This window comes from Photobacterium rosenbergii (assembly GCF_033022775.1).
In the GTDB taxonomy this organism is placed as follows: domain Bacteria; phylum Pseudomonadota; class Gammaproteobacteria; order Enterobacterales; family Vibrionaceae; genus Photobacterium; species Photobacterium rosenbergii_A.
The window spans coordinates 70,345-95,312 of the sequence record NZ_JAWJZI010000016.1 but is presented as its reverse complement, the minus strand read 5'-3'; the positions used below and the strand labels follow the sequence as shown (position 1 = coordinate 95,312).

Sequence of the window (24,968 nt, the reverse complement as noted above, 5' to 3'; positions counted from 1 at the left end):
TTAGGCCTGCCGCCAGCGTTCAATCTGAGCCATGATCAAACTCTTCAATTAAAGTTTTGGCTCAATGAATACTGTTATTACTTCCAATTTATTTCACTTTAAAAAGTGAAGACAAAAAGTAAGTAAGAATTGACTGTGCCGATATAGCCGAAGCTATTTCGTATTGGTCACTCAGTTTCATTGATAATGCTTTTGTTGACTATCATTTCACGAGTGCCCACACAGATTGCATGGTCAAATTGTTAAAGAACAATACTGATTGGTCAACGGCTTAAGTTGCCGTACTCCGTGTCAGTGAGGCGGCATTATAGAGAGTTGAACGAAGCTGACAAGCCCTAAATTCATAAAAAAATGCCAAAACAAAACAACCGCGTGTTTTTTGCACAGTTACTTGTTATTTAGTTTGTAAATGAAACAAGCCACCCTCACGAGTGCCTGGATATATCCGATACGCTTAGCCGACTAAGGTTTGTGGCTCTGATTTGTAGACTATGGTTTATATCTGGTGTCCATAACCGTGACAGGCTCAAAGCTCTGCCCTTGCTGCACTGCCTTTTGTGTCGCTTTTTTCACCTCTTGGTCAATCCAATAGGTTCCAAAATCATCCATACGGCCGATAGTGAACAAAGCCTCGGTTTTCTTCTGCATCGGATTGGCTGGGTATTTCATCCAACGCCAGTAGCCTGCACGAATGTACGGTGACATTACACCGGGCACAATCACGGTCGCATCATGTACCTGCCGCTGAATCTCACGAGACAACCTCTCTTTTTCCTTACTTGAGAACACCGAGCGAAATTGCATAATCAATTCGTCTAACTCCGGCGTACTGTAATTAGTAAAGTTGTTATTCTGAGGTTTGCCGGCATTGGCGCTGTGGAAATACTCCCAGTATTGCGGTCGAGGTGCAGTCCCCATCGAGTGATAGGAGATTTCATGCTTTTTCTCAAGCGCGAACTTAAAGGCCGACGAACCGTCTACCAGATTCATGGTCAATTCTAACCCGGCGGCTTTCGCTTGCTCTTTTAGGTAAGCCAGCTGCGGCGTAACCACCTGCTGGCTATAGGTCACCGCGAAACTCAGGCGCTGATTATCCTTATTGACACGGATACCGTCAGCAGCAATACGGTCAAACCCTGCCAGTTCGAAATACTTAATCGCCGCTTCCGGCTCAAAAGGTAGTGGCGATAACTCCTTATTGGTAAAGGCTCCCAACCCCACACCGAGCCCATTCGGTTTACGGCTAAAGTCTCCCCGGAAAATTTTTTCGTTCAGACCTTCCACATTCAATGCATGGGCAATCCCTTTGCGGATATTGATGTCATCGAGCATCGGTTTATCTGTATTGAGCCAAAAGCCCCCAGCCCCAACTTCCATTTGGTTATAGCCCCAGAAACGGTGGATATAACCATTCTTAAATGGCTTTGACTGACTTTTATCGTACCAGAGCTCAGGTCGCCCCAGAGAATAGACATCCAGGTTACCCTTTTCGAAGTGCTTAAACGCAATATCCTCATCACGGATTATCTTGATACTCACTTTCTCTACGTTATAGCGATTCTGGTAATAGCGGTTAGTGTAGCCCCACCAATCCTCACCGACGTGCTGCATGGTGATGGATTTGCCTTTGCGCACCTTCCCGACATGGTATGCCCCCAGTGTTGGCTCAGGCTTGAAGTTAAAGCGGCGTACGAAATTATCATCGACACCATCATTATTCTTGTCTGTTTTCGGTTTCAGGAAGTGCTCAGCGCGCGGCTTGAGGCGGTGGGTAAAATACAGCAGTGCCTCATTATCCAACTCCTTGGCAAATACCACCTCGATTGTGTGCTCATCCAGAGCATCAATGCGATCGATTTGGGTACGGTAATACGTGTTATACCAAGGGTCTATAATATCCTTGGAACGGTAGAACTGAAGCATATAGCTAAAGTCCGATGCCTTGAGAGGCTCGCCGTCCGACCATTTCGCTTTGGGATTCAGCTTGAGGTAAATGGTCTTGTTATCATCACCAAAAGCCCAGTGGGTGGCGATATCCGGAATGTAATTCAATGTATCTGGATGGCGCTGCAGCAACTGCGGCTGCTTATCAAGCAACCACACCCTGAATGCACCATTACCATCCGGGCCAACGGTACGGAACGTTTGTGGAAAGCTCGGCATAGATGTACGCAACGTACCGCCAAACTTGGCCTCTGGGGAGGCAAACAGCGGCTCATTATTGTTAGTGATCCATTCAAGGTTGTCGGGCAACACGGCCCATGACACCGCCGGGAATAATATAGCTGTGGTGAGTAGCGTCCTTTTCATTCTGTTTCTTCCTTTTTGCCGCTAAGTTCTGCCGGCAATTGCCATTATTCAATTACTCACTCAAGGTCGTGGTCAGGCGACATGGGGACTTTTGTCCGCCCGCCTCTTACGCTTCCTGTCTTTCGGGTGGGTGATCGGAATTGCCGATAACAACTTCTTGGTGTAATCCGCCTGGGGGTTGGCATAAATCTCGGCGGCCGGCCCCATCTCGACAACTTTGCCAAAATACATCACCACCACGTTGTCCGAGACATGCTTGACGACCGACAAATCGTGGGAAATGAAAATGATTGCCAAATTCATCTCTTTCTGTAACTGCAATAACAAGTTGAGGATCTGTGCTTGTACAGAGACATCCAGGGCAGATACCGACTCGTCACAAATCAACAATTTTGGCTTCAAAGCAATGGCGCGGGCAATACCGATGCGCTGCCGCTGCCCTCCCGAGAACTCATGGGGGTAGCGGTTTGCGGCGCTTTCAGACAACCCGACTTTAACCAGCAGCTCTTTCACCCAGACCTTGCGCTCCTGCGGTGTACCAATCTTATGAATGATGAAAGGCTCTTCCAAAATCATGCCTATAGTATGGCGCTGATTCAGAGACTCCATTGGGTCCTGAAATACAATCTGCATGTCTTTGCGCAGCGGTCGCATAGCCTTGGCCGACAAGTCGGTGATATCTTCACCTTCGAAGAAAATCTTGCCTTCGGTTGGCTCGTAGAGTTTCAAAATGGTACGACCCAAGGTACTTTTCCCGCACCCGGACTCCCCGACCAAGCCCAGGGTTTCCCCGCGAGAAACAGAAAAGGAGACGCCGTCTACCGCTTTGACGGTATAGCCTTTTTTGAAAATTCCCTTCCCTGAGACAAAATGCTGCTTGAGGTTTTCTATCCGTAATACTTCTGTCATAACGTCCTCTTTTACATCACCGCGCCCGGTGGCCTAACCTTTAAACTCAGGAAATTGGGTGATATCAATCGGTTTGATTTCAATCGGCTGCTTCGGCTCACTCTCCAGGCTTGGCATCAGCCCCATCAATCGCTCGGTATAGGGATGCTGGGGGTTGTCAAACAAATCAAAAATATCTGCATATTCAACAATTTTACCTCCATACATCACGGCCACATCATCACAGATCTCTGCCACCACCCCCAAGTCATGGGTGATGAAGATCATTGCCATACCCGTTTCTTCCTGCAGCTCATTCATCAATTCTAGGATCGACGCCTGTACCGTTACGTCCAACGCGGTTGTCGGCTCGTCACAAATAAGTATGTCAGGTTTACAAGCCAGTGCCATGGCGATCATCACCCGCTGGCGCATACCACCCGAAAGGTTATGGGGGTATTCATTGAGCCGCTTTTCCGGCATCGGGATTTTGACCCTCTTGAGCATCTCCAGCGAATACGCGGTACGCTGCGCCTTATCTAGGTCTGGGCGGTGGAGCTCTAGCACCTCATTGAGCTGGCGGCCAACACTGTGGACCGGGTTCAAGGCGGTCATCGGATCCTGGAAGATCACCGAGATCTTGTTACCGCGCATCGCATACATCTCTTCAGGAGGCAAACTCACCAAGTCTGTCCCGCGGTAAAGGATCTGCCCCTTGGTAATTTGCCCATAGGGTTTGGGCAGCAGCCCCATAATGGACATAGAGGTCACGCTTTTTCCACAACCTGATTCGCCCACCAGCCCTAGGGTCCTGCCTTTGCGCACATCGAAATTCACCCCGTGAAGGATCTTCACGACGCCATCATCAGTAGTAAATTCCGTTTCTAGATCGCGAACACTTAAAATCACATCATCTTGCATAATAGACAGGCCTTACAGCTTATAGGTGTCGTCGATCACAGTGACCGGCTCAAAGGTTTTGCCTTTCTTCATCGCTGATTGGGTCGCTTTCTTTTCATCTTCATCAATCCAGAAGGTCGCCAAATCAACCACAGAGAACATGGCCTCGGTTTTTTTTGTCATCGCAGGGGTCGGGTACTTCATCCAGCGCCAGTACCCCTCACGAGTATACGGCACCATGTAACCAGGAATGATCAGGTACTCATCTGAGACGATTTTTTGGATTTGGTGGGAAATGGCTTGCTTCTTTTGCAGTTCAAATTCTTTGGTATAGCTGTCGATCAACTTGTCCATTTCCGGTGAGCGGAAATTGGTATGGTTGTTGGTTTGGGGTTTGGCATTGACCGAGTGGAGGTACTCCCAATAGGCCGGGATCTCCCCTCCCCCCATATTGATAAAGGCCAGGTCATGCTTCTTTTCCAGCACGTACTTAAAGGCCGAAGACCCATCTACAAGGTTGAGGGTAAATTCAAGACCCGCTTGCTTTGCTTGCTCTTTGAGATAAGCAATACGTGGTGTGTGCGGCTGATAACCATAAGTAATGGCAAAGCTCAAACGCTGCCCCTTGTCATTGAGCCGGATCCCATCCGGCCCAATCTTGTCGAACCCGGCTTTGGCAAAATACTCTGCCGCCTTTTCTGGTGCAAAAGCCGGAGGGCTATTATCACTGCGGTCATAGCCACCATGGCCGAAGCCTAAACCATGGGGCTTGCGGCTGTAATCGCCACGCAACACGTTTGCGATCATGCCATCAAAATCCGTCGCATAAGTGATCCCTGCGCGGATGTTACGGTCATCAAGCAATGGTTGGGCCGTATTCATCCATAGCCCACCCGCCCCTTGGACTGCCTGGTTAAAGCCCCAGAATTTATGGATATAGCCATTTTGGTAAGGCTTAGTATTTGCTTTCTCATGCCACAGACTTGGCAGGATCAAGCCAAAGGTATCTAGGCTGCCTTTCTCAAAATGCTTGCGGGCAATATCACTGTCGCGGATCACGGTGTAGCGTACTTTTTCTACGTTGTAGCGGTTTTGGTAATAGCGGTTACTGTAGCCCCACCAGTCTTCGCCAACATGCTTGAATGTAACACTCTTGCCTTTTCTAACCTTATCCATGTAATAAGGTCCGGTGGTAGGCTCACTTTTGAAGTTATAACGGCGGACGAAGTCATCATCGATACCGTCATTGTTTTCATCCTTCTTCGGTTTGAAGAAGTGTTCCGGCCGAGGCTGCAAGCCATTGCTTGGTAGGTTGATTTGAACCATCAGCTCATCATCAGTCATCTTGACGGCTGACTTCACGGCAATGGTGTAGTCATCAAACTTGACGACATCCTCAATCTTGTTGGTAAAGAAATCGTTGTACCACGGCGAGATAATATCTTTGGAGCGATAATACTTGAGCATGAAGAGGTAATCGTCGGCCGTCACCTTCTCTCCATCCGACCAACGGGCTTTAGGATCCAACTTGAAGTATACGGTTTGGTTGTCATCATCAAAGGCCCATTCCTTTGCCAGTTGAGGGATCCATTTATCGGTATTAGGATGGCGGGCTGCGAGTTTGGGCACCCCGTCCATGAAGTGATGGCGAAGCCCCGAATTCGAATCCGGCCCCACACTGCGCAAAGTCTGTGGAAAGCTGGCCATATGGGTGCGCAAGGTTCCACCAAACTTGGCATCAGGGGAGGCAAAGAGAGGCTCCTCCATGTTTGACTCCCACGACAAACCTGCGGGTAACTCTGCCGCTGTTACCGCACTACCAAGTGCAGCCATAATCGCGGCAGCTGAAAATGAGAGCATGTTTTTCATTATTAATATCCTTATTACAACAGCTGCAAACAAAGTTTAAACATAGCGGGTAAATTTCTTCGGATCGAAAGCAGCACGGATTGCTTCACCGATGAAAGTCACCATCACCAACACCAATACAATGGCACTGACAACCGAGGTTACAATCCACGGTGAGTCGAGGTTGGACTTCCCTTGCTGCAACAGCTCCCCCCAGCTCGGTGTCGGAGGCATCAGGCCGAGACCCAAGTAGTCCAGCGCAGTCAGGGCCGTGATGTTGGCCGCGATAGTAAAAGGCGCCAAGGTCACAATCATTACCATGGTGTTAGGCAAGATATGGCGAAAGATAATACGCAGGGTTGACGCCCCCAGAGCCTTGGCTGCCATAACATATTCCCGGGCCGATTCTTTGTAGGTCATGGTCCGCATATACCAGGTCATCCCCATCCAGCCGAACAACACGTTTATTCCAACGAACAAAGCGAATGTCGGCTGGGTGATCGACACCAAAATCATGATGACATAAAGGAAAGGCACCATTGACCACACCTCGATCAAGCGCTGGACAAACAAGTCAAACTTTCCCCCGAAAAAGCCCATGGCACAGCCGACCGCCGTACCAATGGCGTACGAGACTGCCATCGTGATCAAGGCAAACCCCATGGCGGTTCGAAAGCCGTAGACCAAACGGGCCAGAATATCGCGTCCGATCACATCGGTTCCGAGGTAGTGTTTATCGGCAGCACTCGGCGCTGTCGGCGGGTAATCGCCGGAAAAGTCCTGCTCATACGGATTCCAAGGCACCAGCGGCATCACGACAAAGTTGCCTTCGCCCTGCTCGGCAAAGAGTGCCTGCAGTTCGCGGTAATTTGCCTCACTCGACGACGATTGACCGAATTCACTGCCAAGGCGAACTTCCGATAGTACCGGGAAGCTGTACTCCCCGTTGTATTTGACAATCAGCGCCTTGCCATTAATCAACAACTCGACAAACAGGGACAGCACCAGCAAGCAGGACAGCAGCAAGAAAGACCAGTAGCCTCGCTTGATTTCCTTAAAGCGCTTGATCTTTTTCAGTGTCAGGGGGGTTAAGTTCAACATGATCAGGCTCCAAACTTCACTCGAGGATCAACGAGGGCAACGCAAATATCGGAAATGATATTGCCCATCAACAGCATGCCGGCATTGATGGCGACAATGCCCATCACCACCGGATAATCACGCTCGATGATCGACTCGTAGCCAAGCAGGCCAATACCGTCAATATTGAAAATAACCTCGATCAGGAACGACCCGGTCATGAAGAACAGCAACGAGTTACCGAAGTGGCTGGCAATCGGGATCAAACTATTGCGCAGGGCGTGCTTGCGTACCGCTTTTTTGAACGGCAGCCCCTTGGCGATAGCCGTACGGATATAGTCAGAAGACAAGTTCTCCATCAGGTTGTTTTTCATGGTCATGGTCAGGGTGGCGAAGTCACCGATCAAATAACAGATCAGCGGCAGCACCGCATGCCACATCACATCTTTGGCCCGCTCGAAGAAGGTGTCATAGTCATCAAAGTCGTCTCCGACAAAGCCCCCCATCGGGAACCATTCCAAGTGATAACTAAACAGGGTAATAAGCAGGACACCGACCACGTATCCGGGTAAGGCATAACCGACAAAGATCAGGATCGATGAGCCGGAATCAAACACCGAGCCGTGTTTGAGAGCCTTGTAATAACCGAGGGGGATAGAAATAAAATAACTAATAAAGAATGTCATGCCGCCGTAGAACAGTGAAACCGGCAACCGCTCGGCAATCATGTCAGAGACGGGCTCGTAATAACGGGTGGATTCACCGAAATCCAGTACCATCAATTTACCCAGCCATTCGGTATAGGCCTCCAATACGGGTTTATCCAACCCATAGAAGGCATTCAACTCGGCAATTTGATCTTCAGACAGTGCCGAGTTGCCCCCGGCAGAGGTCATGGCTGCAGAGCCATCTCCCTGGGCCTGCATATTGGCCAGCATCCGCTCCACCGGCCCGCCAGGAACAAACCGGGTAATGGCAAAGATTAGGATAGTGATCCCCAAAAACGTCGGGACAACCAATACAAACCGACGCAAGAAATATGACAGCATGTTTTAACTACTCCATGTTAAACAGGCAAAGTACATAACCTCGATACCACCATCCACAAATGGCGATAAAACAGCGTCGAAAAACGCCCGGTTAATTTAACTTTATAATAACAACGGCGTAGAGGAAGAGATTTAGCAGGAAAAAGATAAAAATAAAGGCCGCAGAATGCGGCCTTGATAACAAATGAAGGTTAGATTAACGCGCAGCTAACCAAGCCGGTACATCAGCGACACTATCGAGTACAGCATCAGCCAGCTGCTCACCTTCTTCGGTGATTGCTTTACCGGTACGGACCAGGATTTTGGTCCCCACTTCGGCTGCGCCAGCGGCTTTCATGTCATCGGCCTTGTCACCGATCATCACCGAGCCGGCCATATCAATCTTGAGGAAGTCACGGGCAGAGATAAACATACCAGGCTTAGGCTTGCGGCAGTTGCAATCCTGCAGGTAGTCACCCTTGCCTTCTGTTGGATGGTGAGGGCAATAGTAGATGCCATCGAACTCAACACCATTGTCGACAAAATTCCAATCCATCCATTCTGTCAGGGTCAGGAACTCGTCTTCGGTAAACATACCACGGGCAATGCCAGACTGGTTGGTCACCAACACCAACATGTACCCCATTGCCTTAAGTTTCTTACAGGCTTCAAACACACCCTCGACATATTCGAAATCATCGGTAGTGTGGACATAGCCGTGATCAATGTTAATCACGCCATCACGGTCAATAAAAACTGCTGGTTTGGCCAAGCGTCAGCCCTCTGTCTCGCTGTATTCGTTATGCCCCAAATTATGGCACGGCTGGCAATGGGATTCACCTGTTTCTCTCAACCCTATAAAGAAGAACAACCTATAATAATCACACTGGCACTATGGCTATAAAGCCATTTAGACGTCCAGACGTAAAAATATCTATTGACTTCATTTATGTTAGCCCATAGCATCAAAGCCATAGATGCAATTGGCAGACAGGCTTCAAGCATCAATAAAATAATGCAAATGCAATACACAACATAACAATATACCGGTCGCAGCCACTGATGGGCGTGCCCGTCATCAACACGGTATAGGATTTGGGAAAAACGATGATAGAAATAAACAGAGTCAATAAAGTCTTCTATCAAGGGGCCAAGGAGATCCACGCTCTGCGTGAGATCAACCTGACCATTGAACAGGGCACCATCTTCGGGGTAATTGGTTCTTCCGGTGCCGGTAAAAGTACCCTGATCCGCTGTGTTAACCTGCTCGAGCGCCCGACCAGCGGCCATGTCATTGTTGATGGTATCGACCTGACGCAACTCTCAAACAAAGAGCTGACCCAGGCTCGCCGCAAGATCGGCATGATCTTCCAGCACTTCAACCTACTGTCATCCCGTACCGTTTTCGACAACATAGCCCTGCCTCTAGAGCTAGCAGGTACCAGCAAAGCAGCCATTAAGGCCAAAGTCGACGAATTGCTAGAGCTGGTTGGTTTGGCTGACAAGAGCGAGTCCTACCCATCCAACCTCAGTGGTGGTCAGAAACAACGTGTGGCGATTGCCCGTGCACTGGCTTCTGATCCGAAAGTGTTGCTGTGTGACGAAGCCACCAGCGCCCTTGATCCAGCGACGACCCAGTCGATCCTGACACTGCTTAAAGAAATTAACCGCAAGCTCAACCTGACTATCTTGCTGATCACCCACGAAATGGATGTCGTCAAAAGCATCTGCTCCGAAGTGGCGATCATCGGTGGCGGTGAACTAGTCGAAAAAGGCCCGGTCGGCGACATCTTCGCCCACCCGAAAACCGAACTGGCGCGCGAATTTATCCGCTCAACCTTGGATCTCTCTATTCCGGAAGACTACCGTGCCCGGATGGTTGAATCCCGCGTCGACAACAGCTACCCGCTGATCCGCCTAGAGTTTACCGGTGCATCGGTCGATGCCCCGCTGATTTCCCAGGTGGCCCGAGAGTTCAACATTGATATCAGTATCCTGAGCTCAGACATGGATTACGCCGGCGGCGTCAAGTTCGGTCTGATGCTAGCCGAGTTCTTCGGTACCGAACAAGCGGCAGAACAAGCCATTAATTTCCTTCGCGATCACAAAGTAAATGTAGAGGTATTGGGCTATGTTGCTTGATTCAATTACCACATGGTGGACCCAGAACGAACGTTTGGTTGATCTGCTGATCGATGCTCTCGGCCAAACCCTGATCATGGTCTTCGCCTCAGGCCTTATTGGCTTTTTGATCGGTATCCCGGTCGGCGTTGCCCTGCACCTGACCAAAGAGAATGGCCTGCTGGCCAACCCGGCGCTCAACAAAGTGTTGGGGATCGTGACCAACATCGGCCGCTCGATCCCATTTATTATCCTCTTGGTGGCGATAATCCCGTTCACCCGCTTCGTGGTGGGCAGCTCAATCGGTACTGCGGCAGCTATCGTGCCATTGACCGTCGGCGCGATCCCATTTATTGCCCGCTTGGTTGAAGGTGCGCTATTGGAGGTCCCAACCGGTTTGGTGGAAGCGGCACAGGCAATGGGGGCGACCCCACGCCAGATCATCAGCAAGGTACTGCTGCCTGAAGCACTACCGGGCATCATCAATGCGGTTACGATTACCCTGGTGACCTTGGTGAGCTACTCGGCGATGGCCGGTACAGTCGGCGGCGGCGGCCTCGGTGATGTCGGTATCCGCTACGGCTACCAGCGTTTTGACGGTACCGTTATGCTGATCACCGTGGTGATGCTGGTTATTCTGGTTCAACTGATCCAGTCTGCCGGCGACCATCTGGTCAAGCGCTTCGACCACAGGTAAGGCGCAGCAAGAATAACGAACAATATCGACAACAAACACAGAATAACCATATTCCATCTAGTATTACGGAAAACCCCAGTTTTAAGGAGAAGTAACATGGCTTTTAATTTGAAGAACCTATTCGCCGTCGCCGGCCTGGCATCTGCATTGGTACTGACCGGTTGTGGCGAAAAAGAAGCAGTGGTTGATAACAGCAAGATTAAAATTGGGGTAATGGCTGGCGCAGAAGAGCAAGTCGCAGAGATTGCAGCGAAAGAAGCCAAGGAAAAATACGGCCTGGATGTAGAGCTGATTACCTTTACCGATTACGTGTCACCAAATGCTGCTCTGGAAGAAGGCTCTATCGATGCCAATGCCTTCCAGCACAAGCCATACCTTGACCAGCAAATCACTGACCGCGGCTACAAATTCGCTGTTGCCGGAAACACGTTTGTCTACCCAATTGCCGGCTACTCGAGCAAAATCGAATCTATCGATGAGCTAAATGACGGCGACCAGATTGCAGTACCAAACGACCCAACTAACCTTGGCCGTTCGCTACTTCTGCTTGAGCAGAAAGGCCTGCTAACACTGAAAGAAGGTGTTGGCCTGACAGCAACAGTACTGGATATCGCAGAAAATCCGAAGAACCTGAAAATTGTCGAGCTAGAAGCTGCCCAGCTTCCTCGCTCCCTGGATGACGTGCAGCTGGCCATCATCAACACCACTTACGCGAGCAGCATCAACCTGACGCCAGAGCGTGACGGTGTCTTTGTTGAAGACAAAGAGTCTCCTTACGTAAACCTGATTGTTGCGCGCGAAGATAACGTTAACAATGAAAACGTTCAGACCTTCATCAAGGCATATCAGTCTGAAGTGGTTTACGAAGCAGCTAAAGAAATCTTCCAAGGTGGCGTTGTGAAAGGCTGGTAATCCCTCCTCAAGTAACAATTTCTCTAATAAAACAAACAAGCCCCTCAATCGAGGGGCTTCAGATGACTGAAAAAGGTCTATACCCAAGTTACTTCAAGGTGCTGGCTCAATACAATAACGCTTTATTGATAGCATCATATTGCTTAAGGCTCTTCTCGCGAAAATCAGATGGTGATTCTCCAGTCCACAGTTTAAAAGCTCTTGAGAAGCTACTCAGCTCAGAAAACCCTAACTGGTAGGCAACCTCAGTATTATTCACATCTGGATCCGATAGCAGCAGTAAGGCTTTTTGCATACGGTATAATTGAAGCAAATTTTTGAATGTAGTATCAACTTGGGAAAGACGTCGGCTCAGCGTTCTCGGTGTAGTAAGCATCTCATGTGCTACATGATTGAGAGTGATGTCAGCCAGTGACTTTTGCTGATCAAAAATAGCAAAAATCTGCTGACGCACATCATTGGTGCGTAATTTATACGCCACTTTGCGAACGGCAGCTATGTTACATTCGTACGTATCACGGCAATAATTAGGGTTTTTTATATCAAGTTCATGGCGCTGAAATCGAATTTTACGCACCCCTCCTTTGTGGATATGTCGGCAATTGTAACGTTGCTTAAAATGCTCAACCTCTTCATTTGGTATTTCGATTTTTCTTACAAACAACTCACAGGCAATACTTTGGTTGTGATTCACGATTTTTAGAGTCTCTAGAATTATTGATATGACGAGAGCGATCCCCAGCGAAGTGCTTCTATAAGAAGTAGGATCAGAGTTATCAAGTAAGAAGAGATCAACATACTGATCAGAGACCTTTAGGACTAGATCCAATTGTCCGGCAACATAAATGAAGTAGGCTTCAAATACTTTAAGCACATCAAGTAAAGATTCTGCTGTATGGGTGGCCACAGAAAAGCAACCAAAGGTCAGAGGATCTAAACCAGCAGCGCTTCTAATCGATGGTACTTTTCCTGTTTTATTAATAATATCTTGATGAACTTGCAGAACATAGTTGATGTCATTAGCTTGCTCTGGGTATTGCTGGAGCAGTTTTTGGTATTCGACACGATAAGAAGAGGTGTTAAACGCATAGTTGGTTAGGAGCTTTAACCAGCCTTGATGGATGCGAAATCGAGGGTCAACGGTAGTGATATCAGTCATTAGTTCCGCTCTTTGTCATACAATGCAAGTCTTTTTATGTTTATAATAATACTTAACGTTTGCAATAAATTATAATAGCGGAAGTCTGAACCGTGATTTTAATCAAGAAGAAGATAGAAGCCCGAACACAACACTTAATAAAGTGTTATTTTTAATTAAAAATTGTAAGATTACTATTGTTACAAGAAGTAATACCTACTCACCTATATCAAACATAAATACAATCATAACTATCAATTTAATATCATGAGTGATGGCTACAATATATAAATATAATTTTGTATGCCCATCACAATAGAGTTCGTAATGGGCATCGTTTGTCAATTTGGGGGATAAGGAAACAAATCGGTTATTCAGCGGCGAGCTTAGGTAGCACTTTATAAGTAGCAATATACAAACAGCCTATGATGAAGCTGCCACCGATAAGGTGAGTTAAGAGCCAAGTGAAACTCTCTGCCGCGGCAACATCGATGTATAGCAGGCTTAGTAGACCATAAGCGAAAGTCATTGGGTTAAAATAGCTATGGGCAATTGGTTTCATTCCAATAACAATTGCTAAACTTACTCCTAAAACAATGTAGTAACCTAGAGACGGACCAAAGCTTTCAACCAATGCTGGCATGGCAAAAGTGAAACCATAACCAAAGAAAAGACCAACCACACCACTACCCATGATTGATGGGATCTTTTTATTATCAAACTCACTAAGGAAATAAAAGATCACAGCAAGAAAAGCAGGCCAAGGCACAATATGCATCTCATGCATTACAACAGTACCAATCATTAAAGCAGATACGAGAATAAAAGTTGTTTTAAAGTGCTGAATGTTCATGATTGAGTCTCATTAAATATTAATTATTTAATCAGCCAGAAAAATAGAAATAAGAAAGTGTCTGGCAGAGGTTTATATTTTAAATATGTAGTGTTTTGATAAAGCACTGCCCTAATAATTAGGGCAGTGCTGAAAAAAATTATGCGGCAAAACCGTTGATTTTCATAAACTCAGAAACGAAACCCTGATAGTCCCCCACTTCAGGAGACTTGAAGTTTTCATGTGTGATTTGAGCCATCATCTCTTTCACTTTTTCCTGAACTTCTGGGTTGAGCTCATAGTTGTCTGGACGTAATAGACGACTATCATCCACCTGAACGCCCTCCTCGTTATACAAGAAATCGGTCATCAAGCGGTGCATGTGCTCAGCACATGTTTCGTATTCACCACGCTCTTTCAGTAGCTTAAACAGGGCAAGCATGTAGCTTGATAGGCCAGGGATGAACACTGATGCCTTTGATACGATTGATTTACAGATACCGACGTATGCGCCGCCATCCAGATCTTTTAGTTGTGCATCCAGGTCATCCGCTGTTGCATGAAGGTGCTGCTTCGCTTTACCCAAAGTACCACCAAAATAAACTGGGTAAGTGATCTCTGAACCAATGTAAGAGTAAGCGACCGTTTTCACGCCTTTCTCCAGTACATCCGCTTCTTTTAGGCAGCTGATCCACTCCTGCCAGTCTTCACCACCCATCACTTTTACGGTGTTATTCACCTCTTCCTCAGAAGCAACAGGTAGAGTCATTTCAACCATCGCTTCTTTTTCAATATTGATGAAGTTCCCCGTGAAAGGCTGGCCTAGCGCTTTTAGCGATGATTGCCACATACCACCTTCTGGATTTGGACGCACACCCGTTGCAAGGCTGTAAACGACACAATCTAGCTTGCCACCGAACTCATTTTTCACATATTCGATCACTTGCTTGCGCAGCTCTGGAGAGAAAGCATCACCAACGAAATTCTTTGCGATCAGACCTTTTGCTTCCGCAGCTTCAGTGAAGGCGATGTTATTGTGCCAACCAGCAGTACCCGTGTGATCTTCTGAAGGTGGACGCTCGAATGAGATACCAATTGTGTCAGCATTACCACCAAAAGCGAGTGAAACGCGAGAGCCTAAACCTAGACCTGAAGAAGCACCAATAACCAATACTTTTTTCGGCGCATTATTAATTGGTTTCGCTGCAAGGACTTCATTAATTTGTTCCTGAACGGCTTCTTTACAACCTTCTGGATTACAGTTCTTAGCAATTACACCTTTAATAATCGGCTTCATAATATTTACCTTAATTTATTTAGATTAATGTTTAACTGGCGAGAAATATAATATGGCTTGTATTAGAAAAAATAGAGGCGGATCACCTCCAAGCGTAATGGCATGTTTTGTCAAATCATTGGCAGAGAATGACTATTGGAAGCAGTGTAATTTCTCGCAAGTCAACATTGATATCGTTAAATTCATGCTATCTAGTGTTAAATATTAACAGAACAACCTCAATTAATTAAAAATTCTGGCGCCCATGTAAAAACAATGATCACTTGTTAGGCATTTGTTGGCGCCTTGTTGCTCTGTGATCGCGATAACAATTGATGATGATAAAGTGTGAGGATATTCAAAGAAGGGTTGGGATGGCGAGTTTTGTCAAACTACTGACCGAATAAGTCAATCTTGAAAAGCTAGTTTATGGATATAGTGAATTCATCGGTTAGATAGAGAGATTTAATAATTAATAATCTTTTTCTATTTATTATTAATTTATTTTAAAGCTGTCATCTATCTAAATAAAACTAATACTATACCCTACACGAGGTTATTCCATGAACTGGAAGAATAAGTATCAAGACAAATTAATCACTCTTGAAGAAACCGCTAAAAAAATTAATTCTGGTGACAAAATATGGGCTGGTGGTTTCTTGTCTGTGCCAGTATTGGCGCTGCAAGAGCTTGATAAAGTCGCTCTTGAACTAGAAGGTGCTGAGCTATATGCGGGTTTATTGACGTACCCATATGAGTTTCTAAAACCTGACTACCTAGGAAAGCTAACATACCGTAGCCTTTTCATGGGGCCTCTAGAGAAAAAATTCCAAAATGGCGGCAATGCTGAAATCATTTGTTACCACCTTTCTAATGTTAAAGAAGTGCTAGATCGTATCGATTTCAATGTTGTTGTAGTTGAAATGACGCCACCAAACGAAGAAGGCTTCATGAGCATGGGCGCTTGCGGTGGTGTTGGTAACAAAGCTATCTTGGATCGCAATATCGATACAGTTATCGCTGTGATCAATGACCAACAGCCGTTTGTTGGCAATGCCGAGAACCTTGTCCACATCAATGACGTAGATTTCATTGCAGAAGGCAATCATCCGATTGGCGGCCCGAAACCTGCTGCACCTTCTGAGACAGAAAAGCAAATCGCGAGCCATATCCTACCGATGATTAAAGACGGTTCGACGATTCAAATCGGCATTGGTACTTTGTCTGATGCAGTTGGCATGGGACTTAAGAACCACAAAAATCTAGGTATTCATACCGAGATGTTTACCGAATCTATGATGGAGCTTTGCAAAGCTGGCGCAGTGACTGGTTCAGAAAAAAATTACCAGCCAAATAAAATCATTACCGCATTCGCTGCAGGCTCTCAAGAGCTAATCGATTTCATTGATCACAATGAGCAAATTGAAATCGGCGATGTTGTTACAGTTAACAACCCAACTGAAATCGCGAAGAATGATAACTTTGTTTCTATCAACACCTGCATCATGACCGATTTAACCGGGCAAGTTGCATCTGAAGGTGTGGGCCACACCCAAATCTCAGGTTCTGGTGGTCAAGTTGACTTTGTACGCGGTGCTCGTATGTCCAAAGATGGCTTGAGTGTGATTGCATTGGCGTCGCAATACCGAAGCAAAGACGATATTGAGTCAACCATTAAACTGGCTCTACCTCAAGGCACACCAGTAACGACATTGCGTAATGATGTTCAAGTGATTGTTACAGAGCATGGTGCCGCTGACTTGCGTGGTCTAAGTACAGCGCAGCGCGCTGAAGCACTGATCGCCATTGCCCATCCAGACTTCCGCGAGTCACTTCGTCAAGAAGCGAAAGCAATCAACCTAATCAAATAATCGCTGCAAGCGCATTTCTGAGGATAATATTATGTACCAAGGACAACACTTTCAGGTCGCTAAACGTGGCCAATTTGCTGACCTTATTTTTGATGCACAAGAGAGCCCTGTAAACATTCTGAGCAAAGAAGCGCTACAGGACTTGGAGCAGTGTGTTGAAGTCATTCGCCAAAGCGATTGCCGTGGTTTGATGATTCGTTCTAATAAGCGCGGGTTTAGTGGCGGTGCGAATGTTAAAGCGTTCCGTGAACTATTTAAAGGTGACACAAGCGTACTTGAAGAATACATCACCTGGGTTCATTCGATCTACAATGGTCTTGAAGATCTGCCAATGCCAAAAGTTGTGGTAATGAACAACTCTGTGGTAGGTGGCAGCCTTGAGCTTGCACTATTGGCTGATTACCGTCTTGCTACAGAAGATGCGCGCCTTAACTTCCCTGAAGTAAAACTGGGTATTCTACCGGGTTGGGGTGGTGTAACTCGTATGCCACGTATCGTTGGTCTAGACACTGCGCTAGCTTGGACTACAACAGGTAAAAACTACCGTGCAGAGCAAGCTCTAAAGGATGGCGTTGTTGATGGCATCATCGCAGCCGATCAAGACCCAATTGCACAAGCTGAAGCCTTGCTTGAATCTTGTATCAATGGTGACCTGGACTGGAAAGGCCGTTATCAAGAAAAACAAGCGCCACTGATGCTCAACGATTATGAGGTTGGTATGTCCATCAATGTCGCTAAAGGCATGGTGGCTAAAGCGGCGGGTAAACACTACCCAGCACCACACATCATTGTGGATGCTCTGCATAAATCAGCTAAATTAAGTCGTGATGAAGCTATTGCCGTTGAATTGCAGGCTTTCCTTAAATGTGCGACTTCAGGTGTTGCAGACGCGCTTGTTTCAGTGTTGCTAAATGACCTAGATGTAAAAGCAAAAACTAAGAACATTATTAAAGGCGCAGAGTCTGCCCAAGAAGTTGGCGTCATTGGCGCTGGCATCATGGGCGGTGGTGTTGCTTATGTAACGGCAGACAAAGGCATGGATGTTGTCCTGAAAGACATCAACAAAGCTGGTCTTGCTCTGGGTCTCGATGAAGCGAACAGCTTGCTATCTAAACAAGTTGAGCGTCGTCGTAAGACTCCTAAAGCGATGGGGGACACCCTGAATCGCATTCAACCAACGCTACACAATGAATCACTTCAAGCTACTGATATGATTATCGAAGCGGTAGTTGAAAACCCGAAAGTAAAAGAAGTCGTTCTCGCTGAACTTGAGCAAGTAGCGCCAAATGCGGTTATCGCATCAAATACGTCGACACTGATGATCAGTGGCCTTGCACAAGCACTGAAGAAACCTGAAAACTTCTGTGGAATTCACTTCTTCAACCCAGTGCCTAAAATGCCATTGGTTGAGGTTATCCGTGGTGAGAAAACCAGCGATGAAACCATTCAACGTGCCGTTAAGTACGTAGCACAACTGGGTAAGACGCCAATCGTTGTTAATGACTGTGCGGGCTTCCTAGTCAACCGCTGCCTAGCGCCTTACTTCCACGCGTTCAACCAACTGGTTGTCGATGGTGGTCATATCCCAACCATCGACAAAGTGATGAGCAAAGAGTTCGGTTGGCCAATGGGTCCTGCGTATCTACTTGATGTTATTGGTCTAGATACGGCTGCTCACTGTTTGGATGTAATGGAAGAAGCTTTCCCTGGCCGTATGACGAAACCTGAGAAAAACCTTATCCAAGCGATGGTGGACTTGGATCATTACGGTCAGAAGAACAAACAAGGCTTCTTCACGCACACTCCAGACAGAAAAGGCCGCCTGAAGCCATCTGGTAACGAAGCTGCGGATCAACTAGTGGCATCTATGGCTGCTCCAGCTCAAGAGTTTACGGCAGATGACATCACGATGCGTATGATGCTGCCAATGATGTTTGAAGCAATCCGTTGCCTAGATGAAGGCATTGTTGCGACTCCGGGTGAAGCTGATATTGCAATGATTTACGGTACGGGTTTCCCTCCATTCCGCGGTGGTATCTTCTACTACATGGATCTAATTGGTCTAGATAAGTTGCTAGAAGCCTCAGAGAAATATGCGCACCTAGGTGAGCTATATCAAGCGCCGGCAAGTCTTGTCGCTCGTGTTGAAAACAACGAGAAATTCTACGCATAATTAGGGGTATTTGAGATGAAAAATGTAGTAATTGTAGATGCAATCCGTACCCCAATGGGTCGTTCAAAAAATGGTGTTTTCCGCCATACTCGTGCCGATGATTTGTCTGCACACCTAATGAAGTCAATGTTTGCGCGTCAGCCAAACGTTAAGCCTGAAATGGTTGATGACATTATCTGGGGTTGTGTGCAGCAAACAGGTGAGCAAGGTGCCAACATGGCACGTCTTGCGGCTATCCAAGCGGGACTTCCAGTTGAAGTACCAGCAACAACGGTTAACCGTCTGTGTGGCTCTTCAATGGACGCACTGCACATGGCAGCTCGTGCTATCAAAGCTGAGGATGCAGAAATTGTTCTCGTGGGTGGTGTTGAGCACATGGGCCACGTGCCAATGACTCATGGTTTGAACTTCAACCCAGCGGCGGACAAGCATCAAGCTCAAGCATCAAACGCAATGGGTATGACAGCAGAAGCACTGGGTAAACTGCACAAAGTGAGCCGTGAAGATCAAGACGCACTGGGCGCACGTTCTCACCGCCTTGCTCATCAAGCCACGCTAGAAGGCTCTTTTGACAATGAAATCGTCCCAACAATGGGCCACGATGCGAACGGCTTGCCTACACTGATTAAGCACGATGAAGTGATTCGTCCTGAAACCACAGAAGAGAGCCTAGCCCAACTTCGTCCAGTGTTTGACCCTGTAACAGGTACAGTCACAGCAGGTACTTCTTCAGCGCTATCTGATGGTGCATCTTGTCTGCTTGTGATGAGTGAAGAAAAAGCAAAAGAGCTTGGTGTGACACCACGTGCGCGCATCGTGTCTATGACGACAGCGGGTGTACCAGCAGCAATCATGGGTTACGGCCCAGTACCGGCAACACAAAAAGCACTCGCTAAAGCAAACTTGACGATTGAAGACATCGATTTTGCAGAAGTTAACGAAGCCTTTGCAGCGCAAGCTATCCCATGTTTGAAAGACTTAGGTCTTTGGGATGTACGTGAAGACAAAGTTAACTTACACGGCGGTGCAATCTCTCTAGGCCACCCACTGGGTTGTTCTGGTGCGCGTATTGTCGGCACACTGATGAATGTGATGGAGCAACGCGACGGTAAATATGGTCTAGCAACCATGTGTATCGGTATGGGTCAGGGCATTGCCACTATCATTGAGCGTGTTTAATCACTTTAAACATCATACTAACTTGGGGCTGAGTTTCTGAGCCCTAAGGCGACTAACAAAGGTCTAGCTTTCAATCTGAAGCCCCTCAATCGAGGGGCTTGTTTATTTCTGGTCTTTCCTATCACTACTTCTTTTTTACCCTGCCCTGTACCGCTTTGAGGCGCGGATTCGACTTACAAATAACGTATATACGGCCACGGCGCTTTACCACCTGGCAATCGCGCTGCCGGTTTTTGGCACTTTTCAGCGAACTCAATACCTGCATCTTATTTACCTTTCTTACCACCAAACTGGCCAAAGCGGCGGTTGAAGTTAGCCATCCGCCCTTCTGAGCTGATCACGCGTTGCTTGCCGGTGTAAAACGGGTGGGATTCAGACGACACATCCAGCGTGAAATACGGATACTCCTTGCCATCTTCCCAGGTAATGGTTTTATCGGTTTTCAGTGTAGAACCGACCACGAAATACTTATCAACACTGGTGTCGTGGAACACCACGGCTCGATACTCGGGATGAATACCTGCTTTCATTTTCTTGTCCTCAGAGAGCAATTAACACATTAGATATGTTATAACATATCACTTGATAACTATTATCAACAAGCGCTATTTGTTTTTTTATGGTATTTTCAGCGTCAAATAAACTAGCCAGCTGTAGAGCTAAGCAAGCAAGATGCACTACCAGATTGAACCTATCGGCATTGTCCGCTCCCCGTACAAAGAAAAATTTGCCGTCCCGCGCCAGCCGGGATTGGTTCCCAGTGCACGCTCTGAAATCGTCCTGCAAGGCGAGGCCAATGCCCTTGAGGCCGTTCGTGGGCTAGAGCAGTTCAGCCACTTGTGGCTGCTGTTTTTGTTTGACCAGAATTTGGAAGCAGGCTGGCGACCAACCGTGCGCCCGCCACGCCTTGGCGGCAACGAGCGTATTGGGGTTTTTGCCAGTCGGGCAACCTTCCGCCCCAATGGCATTGGCATGTCTGCCGTCGAATTGCTGGGTGTGCGCCAGCAAGGCAGCGACGTCATCATCGAGCTCGGCGGGGTAGATTTGGTCGACGGTACCCCGATTGTCGATATCAAGCCCTACATTCCCTACTCCGATAGCCTGCCTCATGCCCATGGTGGCTTTGCCGATGGCGAGCCGACAACCTTGCCGGTGGTCTTTAGTGGCAAGGCCGAGAGCCAACTCAAGGGAAAACAACTCGCACGCCAACGAGCCGTTATTGCAGAGGTACTGGCACAGGATCCGCGCCCGGCCTACAAAAAAGGCAAGGAAGACAGCAAGGAGTATGCGGTCCACCTGTTCGACTACAATGTTAAGTTCACCGTTGCCAACGATGTAGTGACCGTGACGGCATTGGATAAGCCCATAACAAAATAATCGCCAAACCTTAGCCAAATAAATACCAAACCACCGTCAAATAACCCGGGGCTATCGATTTAGGGGCATTTTCCCTACTGCGGTTATCCAATCCCTTTGGCTAACGGGCAATTGGCTGGTAGTATATGCGGTTACCGCCGTTATCGGTGGCTGGGGCCTGTCCCCCACAATTCTTATTTTCATCTAAACAAACGGATACCATCAATGCGTACCAGTAACTATCTTCTTTCTACTCTGAAGGAGACTCCAAATGACGCAGAAGTTGTTAGCCATCAGCTAATGCTTCGTGCAGGTATGATCCGTAAGCTGGCTTCAGGTCTTTACACCTGGCTGCCTACAGGTCTGCGTGTTTTACGTAAGGTCGAGAACATTGTTCGCGAAGAAATCAACAATGCAGGTGCTGTTGAGACTTTGATGCCCGTGGTTCAGCCGTTCGAACTATGGGAAGAGACAGGCCGATCTGAAAAGATGGGTGCTGAACTACTTCGCTTTACTGACCGTCATGAGCGTCCGTTTGTACTTAGCCCGACAGCTGAAGAAGTGATCACTAGCCTTGTGCGAAACGAAGTGAGCTCTTACAAGCAGCTGCCGCTGAACCTATACCAAATCCAGACTAAATTCCGTGATGAACGCCGTCCTCGCTTCGGTGTAATGCGTGCACGTGAATTCTGCATGATGGATGCGTACAGCTTTGACATCGACAAAGAAGGTTTGCAGAAGTCTTACGATGCCATGCACGAAGCATACTGCAAGGCATTTGACCGTATGGGTCTTGACTACCGTCCAGTATTGGCTGATACCGGTGCCATCGGTGGTAGCGGCTCTCACGAGTTCCACGTGCTGGCTGAGAGCGGCGAAGACTTGATCGCTTTCTCTACCGAGTCTGACTACGCGGCAAACATCGAAAAAGCAGAAGCACTAGCCCCTGCGACCGAGCTGGCTGCGCCAACTCAAGAGATGACGCTGGTTGACACACCGAACGCGAAAACTATCGCTGAGCTGGTTGAGCAGTTCGACCTGCCAATCGAGAAAACCGTTAAGACGCTATTCGTTAAGGCTTCTGACGAAGTCGACGCAGAGCTTGTTGCCCTGATCATCCGTGGTGATCACGAGCTAAACGAAGTGAAAGCAGAAAACCTTAAAGACGTTGCTTCTCCGCTTGAGATGGCAACCGAAGAAGAAATCCGTGCCCTTATCGGTGCCGGCCCAGGTTCACTAGGCCCTGTTGGCCTGAAGCTGCCGTTCATCGTTGACCGCTCAGTAGCGGTAATGAGCGACTTTGGCGCGGGTGCTAACGTTGATGACAAGCACTACTTCGGTATCAACTGGGGGCGTGATGTTGAGCTTGGTCAGGTAGAAGATCTACGTAACGTGGTTGAAGGCGACCCAAGCCCATGTGGTCAGGGTACTATCCAGCTTAAGCGTGGTATCGAAGTAGGCCATATCTTCCAGCTGGGTACAAACTACTCAGAGAAGATGAACTGTGGCGTCCTTGGCCCTGACGGCAAGAACGTTATCCTAGAGATGGGCTGTTACGGCATCGGTGTATCCCGTGTGGTTGCTTCTGCTATCGAGCAGAACAGCGATGAAAACGGCATCATCTGGCCTGACGCGATTGCCCCATTCCAGGTATCTATCGTACCGATGAACATGGCGAAATCGGCTGAAGTGAAGGAAGCGGCTGAGAAGCTATACGCTGACCTAACAGCTGCGGGTATCGAAGTGCTATTCGACGATCGTAAAGAGCGTCCAGGTGTCATGTTCGCCGACCACGAACTGATCGGTATCCCGCACACTATCGTGATCGGTAACCGCAGCCTAGAAAACGGCGAGATGGAATACAAAGACCGCCGCGCCGGCACCAAAGAAGGTGTTGCTGTAGCTGACATCGTTGAGTTCGTTAAGCAGAAACTGGCTTAATCGCAAATCGATTTCCGTTTCAAAAAGCCTCCCTTCACTTGCGGAGGCTTTTTTATATCACTTTCTCAACCAAACTGAACCGCGCCAGTAACCGCCCCCTAGAAAACTTCGAACATATCAGCCCAGTGAAGGAACAAGACTCCCCCCGATAGCATCGAGATAAGCCTATATTCCACCATAAAATAGGGATATAGTTGTAAATATAAGCAAAAGAAAGGAGCGCTATGGGCAAGGAAAAGCCAAAGATCAGCCTGCTCCTCACCGGAGGGGGAGCGCGGGCAGCCTATCAGGTTGGGGTACTCAAGGCTATTTCGGAATGGTACCCACGGGTTCACCATAGCCCGTTCAGTATTTACTGCGGTACCTCGGCAGGGGCTATCAATGCCACGTCGATTGCCTGCTATGCCTCCTGCTTCAGACTCGGGGTCAAAAAACTCGAGTGGATTTGGTCCCGGCTACACAGTCGGCGTATTTTTGCCACCACTCCACTCGGTATGGGCGGCTACCTGGCCAGCCAGTGGTTTGCCCGCCTCCAGGCCCACCACCACGAACGGCCCCCCTTCGGCTTGCTCAACAACCGTCCCCTGCGCCAGCTGCTCAACCAGGTCAACAACTACTCCCGTCTGGAAAACCAGATTGCCACCGGTGCCCTCCACGGCATTTCCATTACCGCCTCCAGCTACAAAAGTGGTCACTCCGTCAGCTTTTTCCAAGGCCAGCCAGAGATCCACGAGTGGGACCGGGCCAAATCGAAAGGCCGCCGCTCGCTGATCACCACCGATCACCTGCTGGCTTCCTCTGCGATCCCCTTGGTCTTTCCTGCTACCCGTATCGGGCAAGCCTACTATGGGGATGGCTCGATCCACCAGCTGGCACCACTGCGCCCGTCACTGAAAATGGGTGCCGATAAAATACTGATCATCGACCTCATCAACCAGAAACTCGGTAGTCCGGATCATACCCGGGCTCCCGGGCTGGCAGCGTTGGGCGGGCACCTTATGGATACCATTTTCAGTGATACCCTCACTGCCGATTTGGAAAACCTATCTAGGATCAATACGTTAATCGATAGTTTACCTGAAGCTGAAACCAAACAAAAACTGCGGAAAATTGAGCATATCCACCTGTCACCCAGCCACTCTTTTGAACAATTGGCCCGCGAGCACTACTGCCACCTTCCTCCCATGACCCGGGGGCTGATGCAGTTGATAGGAATAAGCCCTAAAGATGATGCGGCCATCACCAGCTATATCCTGTTCGAACCAGCTTATATCCATGCCCTGATCAAGATGGGATATCAAGACACCCTGGAAAAAGAAGCCCATCTTCGCAGTTTCTTAATTAAATCAGATGATTAATAATATAAACTCGGTTTAGGTATTGAAATGGCTTAATATTTGCCTATAGTAACTTCCCTA

Annotated in this window: 21 protein-coding genes; 9 read left to right on the top strand and 12 right to left on the bottom strand. The window is 47.9% G+C overall.

The annotated features are described in order from the left end of the window. Positions 1-489 precede the first annotated feature (489 nt). The 7 genes from R2X38_RS22515 to gmhB all read right to left on the bottom strand — a co-directional run bounded on the left by R2X38_RS22515 (position 490) and on the right by gmhB (position 8,826). Positions 490-2,310 (bottom strand): extracellular solute-binding protein, encoded by a 1,821-nt coding sequence (locus R2X38_RS22515; protein WP_317524603.1) that lies wholly within the window; start codon positions 2,308-2,310, stop codon positions 490-492. A gap of 72 nt (positions 2,311-2,382) precedes the next feature. After that, positions 2,383-3,219 carry an ABC transporter ATP-binding protein gene (locus tag R2X38_RS22510; RefSeq protein WP_317524601.1) on the bottom strand — a complete coding sequence of 279 codons (837 nt, stop codon included), beginning with the start codon at positions 3,217-3,219 and terminating at the stop codon, positions 2,383-2,385. Positions 3,220-3,252: 33 nt separating this feature from the next. Next, a complete protein-coding gene (locus tag R2X38_RS22505) occupies positions 3,253-4,119 on the bottom strand; it encodes an ABC transporter ATP-binding protein (RefSeq protein ID WP_317524600.1) in 867 nt (288 codons plus the stop codon). 12 nt (positions 4,120-4,131) lie between these two features. Next, positions 4,132-5,958 (bottom strand): extracellular solute-binding protein, encoded by a 1,827-nt coding sequence (locus tag R2X38_RS22500; RefSeq protein WP_411185773.1) that lies wholly within the window; start codon positions 5,956-5,958, stop codon positions 4,132-4,134. Positions 5,959-6,003: 45 nt separating this feature from the next. Next, on the bottom strand, positions 6,004-7,047 hold the full coding sequence (locus R2X38_RS22495; protein ID WP_317524597.1) for an ABC transporter permease: 1,044 nt from the start codon (positions 7,045-7,047) through the stop codon (positions 6,004-6,006). A 2-nt stretch (positions 7,048-7,049) separates the two neighbouring features. After that, positions 7,050-8,075, bottom strand: a complete 1,026-nt coding sequence (locus R2X38_RS22490) for an ABC transporter permease subunit (RefSeq protein WP_317524596.1) — start codon at positions 8,073-8,075, stop codon at positions 7,050-7,052. 196 nt (positions 8,076-8,271) lie between these two features. Next, positions 8,272-8,826, bottom strand: coding sequence for a D-glycero-beta-D-manno-heptose 1,7-bisphosphate 7-phosphatase (gene gmhB, locus R2X38_RS22485; RefSeq protein ID WP_317524595.1), 555 nt, complete (start codon positions 8,824-8,826; stop codon positions 8,272-8,274). Between the two features lie 335 nt (positions 8,827-9,161). Here gmhB and metN point away from each other — a divergent pair, with 335 nt between their 5' ends. The 3 genes from metN (at position 9,162) to R2X38_RS22470 (ending at position 11,784) form a co-directional block, all read left to right on the top strand. Then, positions 9,162-10,196, top strand: a complete 1,035-nt coding sequence (metN, locus tag R2X38_RS22480) for a methionine ABC transporter ATP-binding protein MetN (RefSeq protein WP_317524594.1) — start codon at positions 9,162-9,164, stop codon at positions 10,194-10,196. Next, complete coding sequence (locus R2X38_RS22475; RefSeq protein ID WP_317524593.1) at positions 10,186-10,872, top strand: methionine ABC transporter permease; 687 nt, start codon at positions 10,186-10,188, stop codon at positions 10,870-10,872. The genes metN and R2X38_RS22475 overlap by 11 nt, the downstream gene beginning before the upstream one ends. 96 nt (positions 10,873-10,968) lie before the next feature. Continuing rightward, complete coding sequence (locus R2X38_RS22470) at positions 10,969-11,784, top strand: MetQ/NlpA family lipoprotein (protein WP_317524591.1); 816 nt, start codon at positions 10,969-10,971, stop codon at positions 11,782-11,784. Between the two features lie 106 nt (positions 11,785-11,890). Here the strand turns inward: R2X38_RS22470 and R2X38_RS22465 are convergent, their stop codons facing one another. From R2X38_RS22465 to fabV, 3 genes are all read right to left on the bottom strand, one after another. Further along, the gene (locus tag R2X38_RS22465) at positions 11,891-12,943 is read right to left on the bottom strand and encodes a helix-turn-helix transcriptional regulator (RefSeq protein ID WP_317524590.1); all 1,053 of its coding nucleotides are present in this window, start codon (positions 12,941-12,943) and stop codon (positions 11,891-11,893) included. 349 nt (positions 12,944-13,292) lie between these two features. Next, positions 13,293-13,775: a hypothetical protein gene (locus R2X38_RS22460; protein WP_317524589.1), complete on the bottom strand. Its 483-nt coding sequence runs from the start codon at positions 13,773-13,775 to the stop codon at positions 13,293-13,295. Between the two features lie 139 nt (positions 13,776-13,914). Continuing rightward, positions 13,915-15,051 (bottom strand): enoyl-ACP reductase FabV, encoded by a 1,137-nt coding sequence (fabV, locus tag R2X38_RS22455; protein ID WP_317524588.1) that lies wholly within the window; start codon positions 15,049-15,051, stop codon positions 13,915-13,917. A gap of 542 nt (positions 15,052-15,593) precedes the next feature. On the opposite strand from fabV, the gene R2X38_RS22450 reads away from it, so the two are divergent. From R2X38_RS22450 to fadA, 3 genes are read left to right on the top strand one after another with little or no spacing between them, the layout of a single operon-like run. Further along, the gene (locus R2X38_RS22450; protein WP_317524587.1) at positions 15,594-16,901 is read left to right on the top strand and encodes an acetyl-CoA hydrolase/transferase family protein; all 1,308 of its coding nucleotides are present in this window, start codon (positions 15,594-15,596) and stop codon (positions 16,899-16,901) included. A 31-nt stretch (positions 16,902-16,932) separates the two neighbouring features. Then, positions 16,933-19,074, top strand: a complete 2,142-nt coding sequence (gene fadB, locus R2X38_RS22445) for a fatty acid oxidation complex subunit alpha FadB (RefSeq protein ID WP_317524586.1) — start codon at positions 16,933-16,935, stop codon at positions 19,072-19,074. 15 nt (positions 19,075-19,089) lie between these two features. Next, on the top strand, positions 19,090-20,253 hold the full coding sequence (gene fadA, locus R2X38_RS22440; protein WP_317524585.1) for an acetyl-CoA C-acyltransferase FadA: 1,164 nt from the start codon (positions 19,090-19,092) through the stop codon (positions 20,251-20,253). A gap of 124 nt (positions 20,254-20,377) precedes the next feature. Here fadA and ykgO read toward each other — a convergent pair whose 3' ends face one another. Beyond that, positions 20,378-20,518 (bottom strand): type B 50S ribosomal protein L36, encoded by a 141-nt coding sequence (gene ykgO / locus R2X38_RS22435; protein ID WP_317524584.1) that lies wholly within the window; start codon positions 20,516-20,518, stop codon positions 20,378-20,380. Between the two features lies 1 nt (position 20,519). Then, entirely contained in the window at positions 20,520-20,783 is a 264-nt protein-coding gene (locus R2X38_RS22430; RefSeq protein ID WP_317524583.1) for a type B 50S ribosomal protein L31, read from the bottom strand. A 142-nt stretch (positions 20,784-20,925) separates the two neighbouring features. Here R2X38_RS22430 and tsaA point away from each other — a divergent pair, with 142 nt between their 5' ends. From tsaA to R2X38_RS22415, 3 genes are all read left to right on the top strand, one after another. Next, positions 20,926-21,630 (top strand): tRNA (N6-threonylcarbamoyladenosine(37)-N6)-methyltransferase TrmO, encoded by a 705-nt coding sequence (gene tsaA, locus R2X38_RS22425; RefSeq protein ID WP_317524582.1) that lies wholly within the window; start codon positions 20,926-20,928, stop codon positions 21,628-21,630. Positions 21,631-21,834: 204 nt separating this feature from the next. Next, positions 21,835-23,550, top strand: coding sequence for a proline--tRNA ligase (locus R2X38_RS22420; RefSeq protein WP_317524581.1), 1,716 nt, complete (start codon positions 21,835-21,837; stop codon positions 23,548-23,550). A 224-nt stretch (positions 23,551-23,774) separates the two neighbouring features. Continuing rightward, positions 23,775-24,908: a patatin-like phospholipase family protein gene (locus tag R2X38_RS22415; RefSeq protein ID WP_317524580.1), complete on the top strand. Its 1,134-nt coding sequence runs from the start codon at positions 23,775-23,777 to the stop codon at positions 24,906-24,908. Positions 24,909-24,968: the final 60 nt, after the last annotated feature.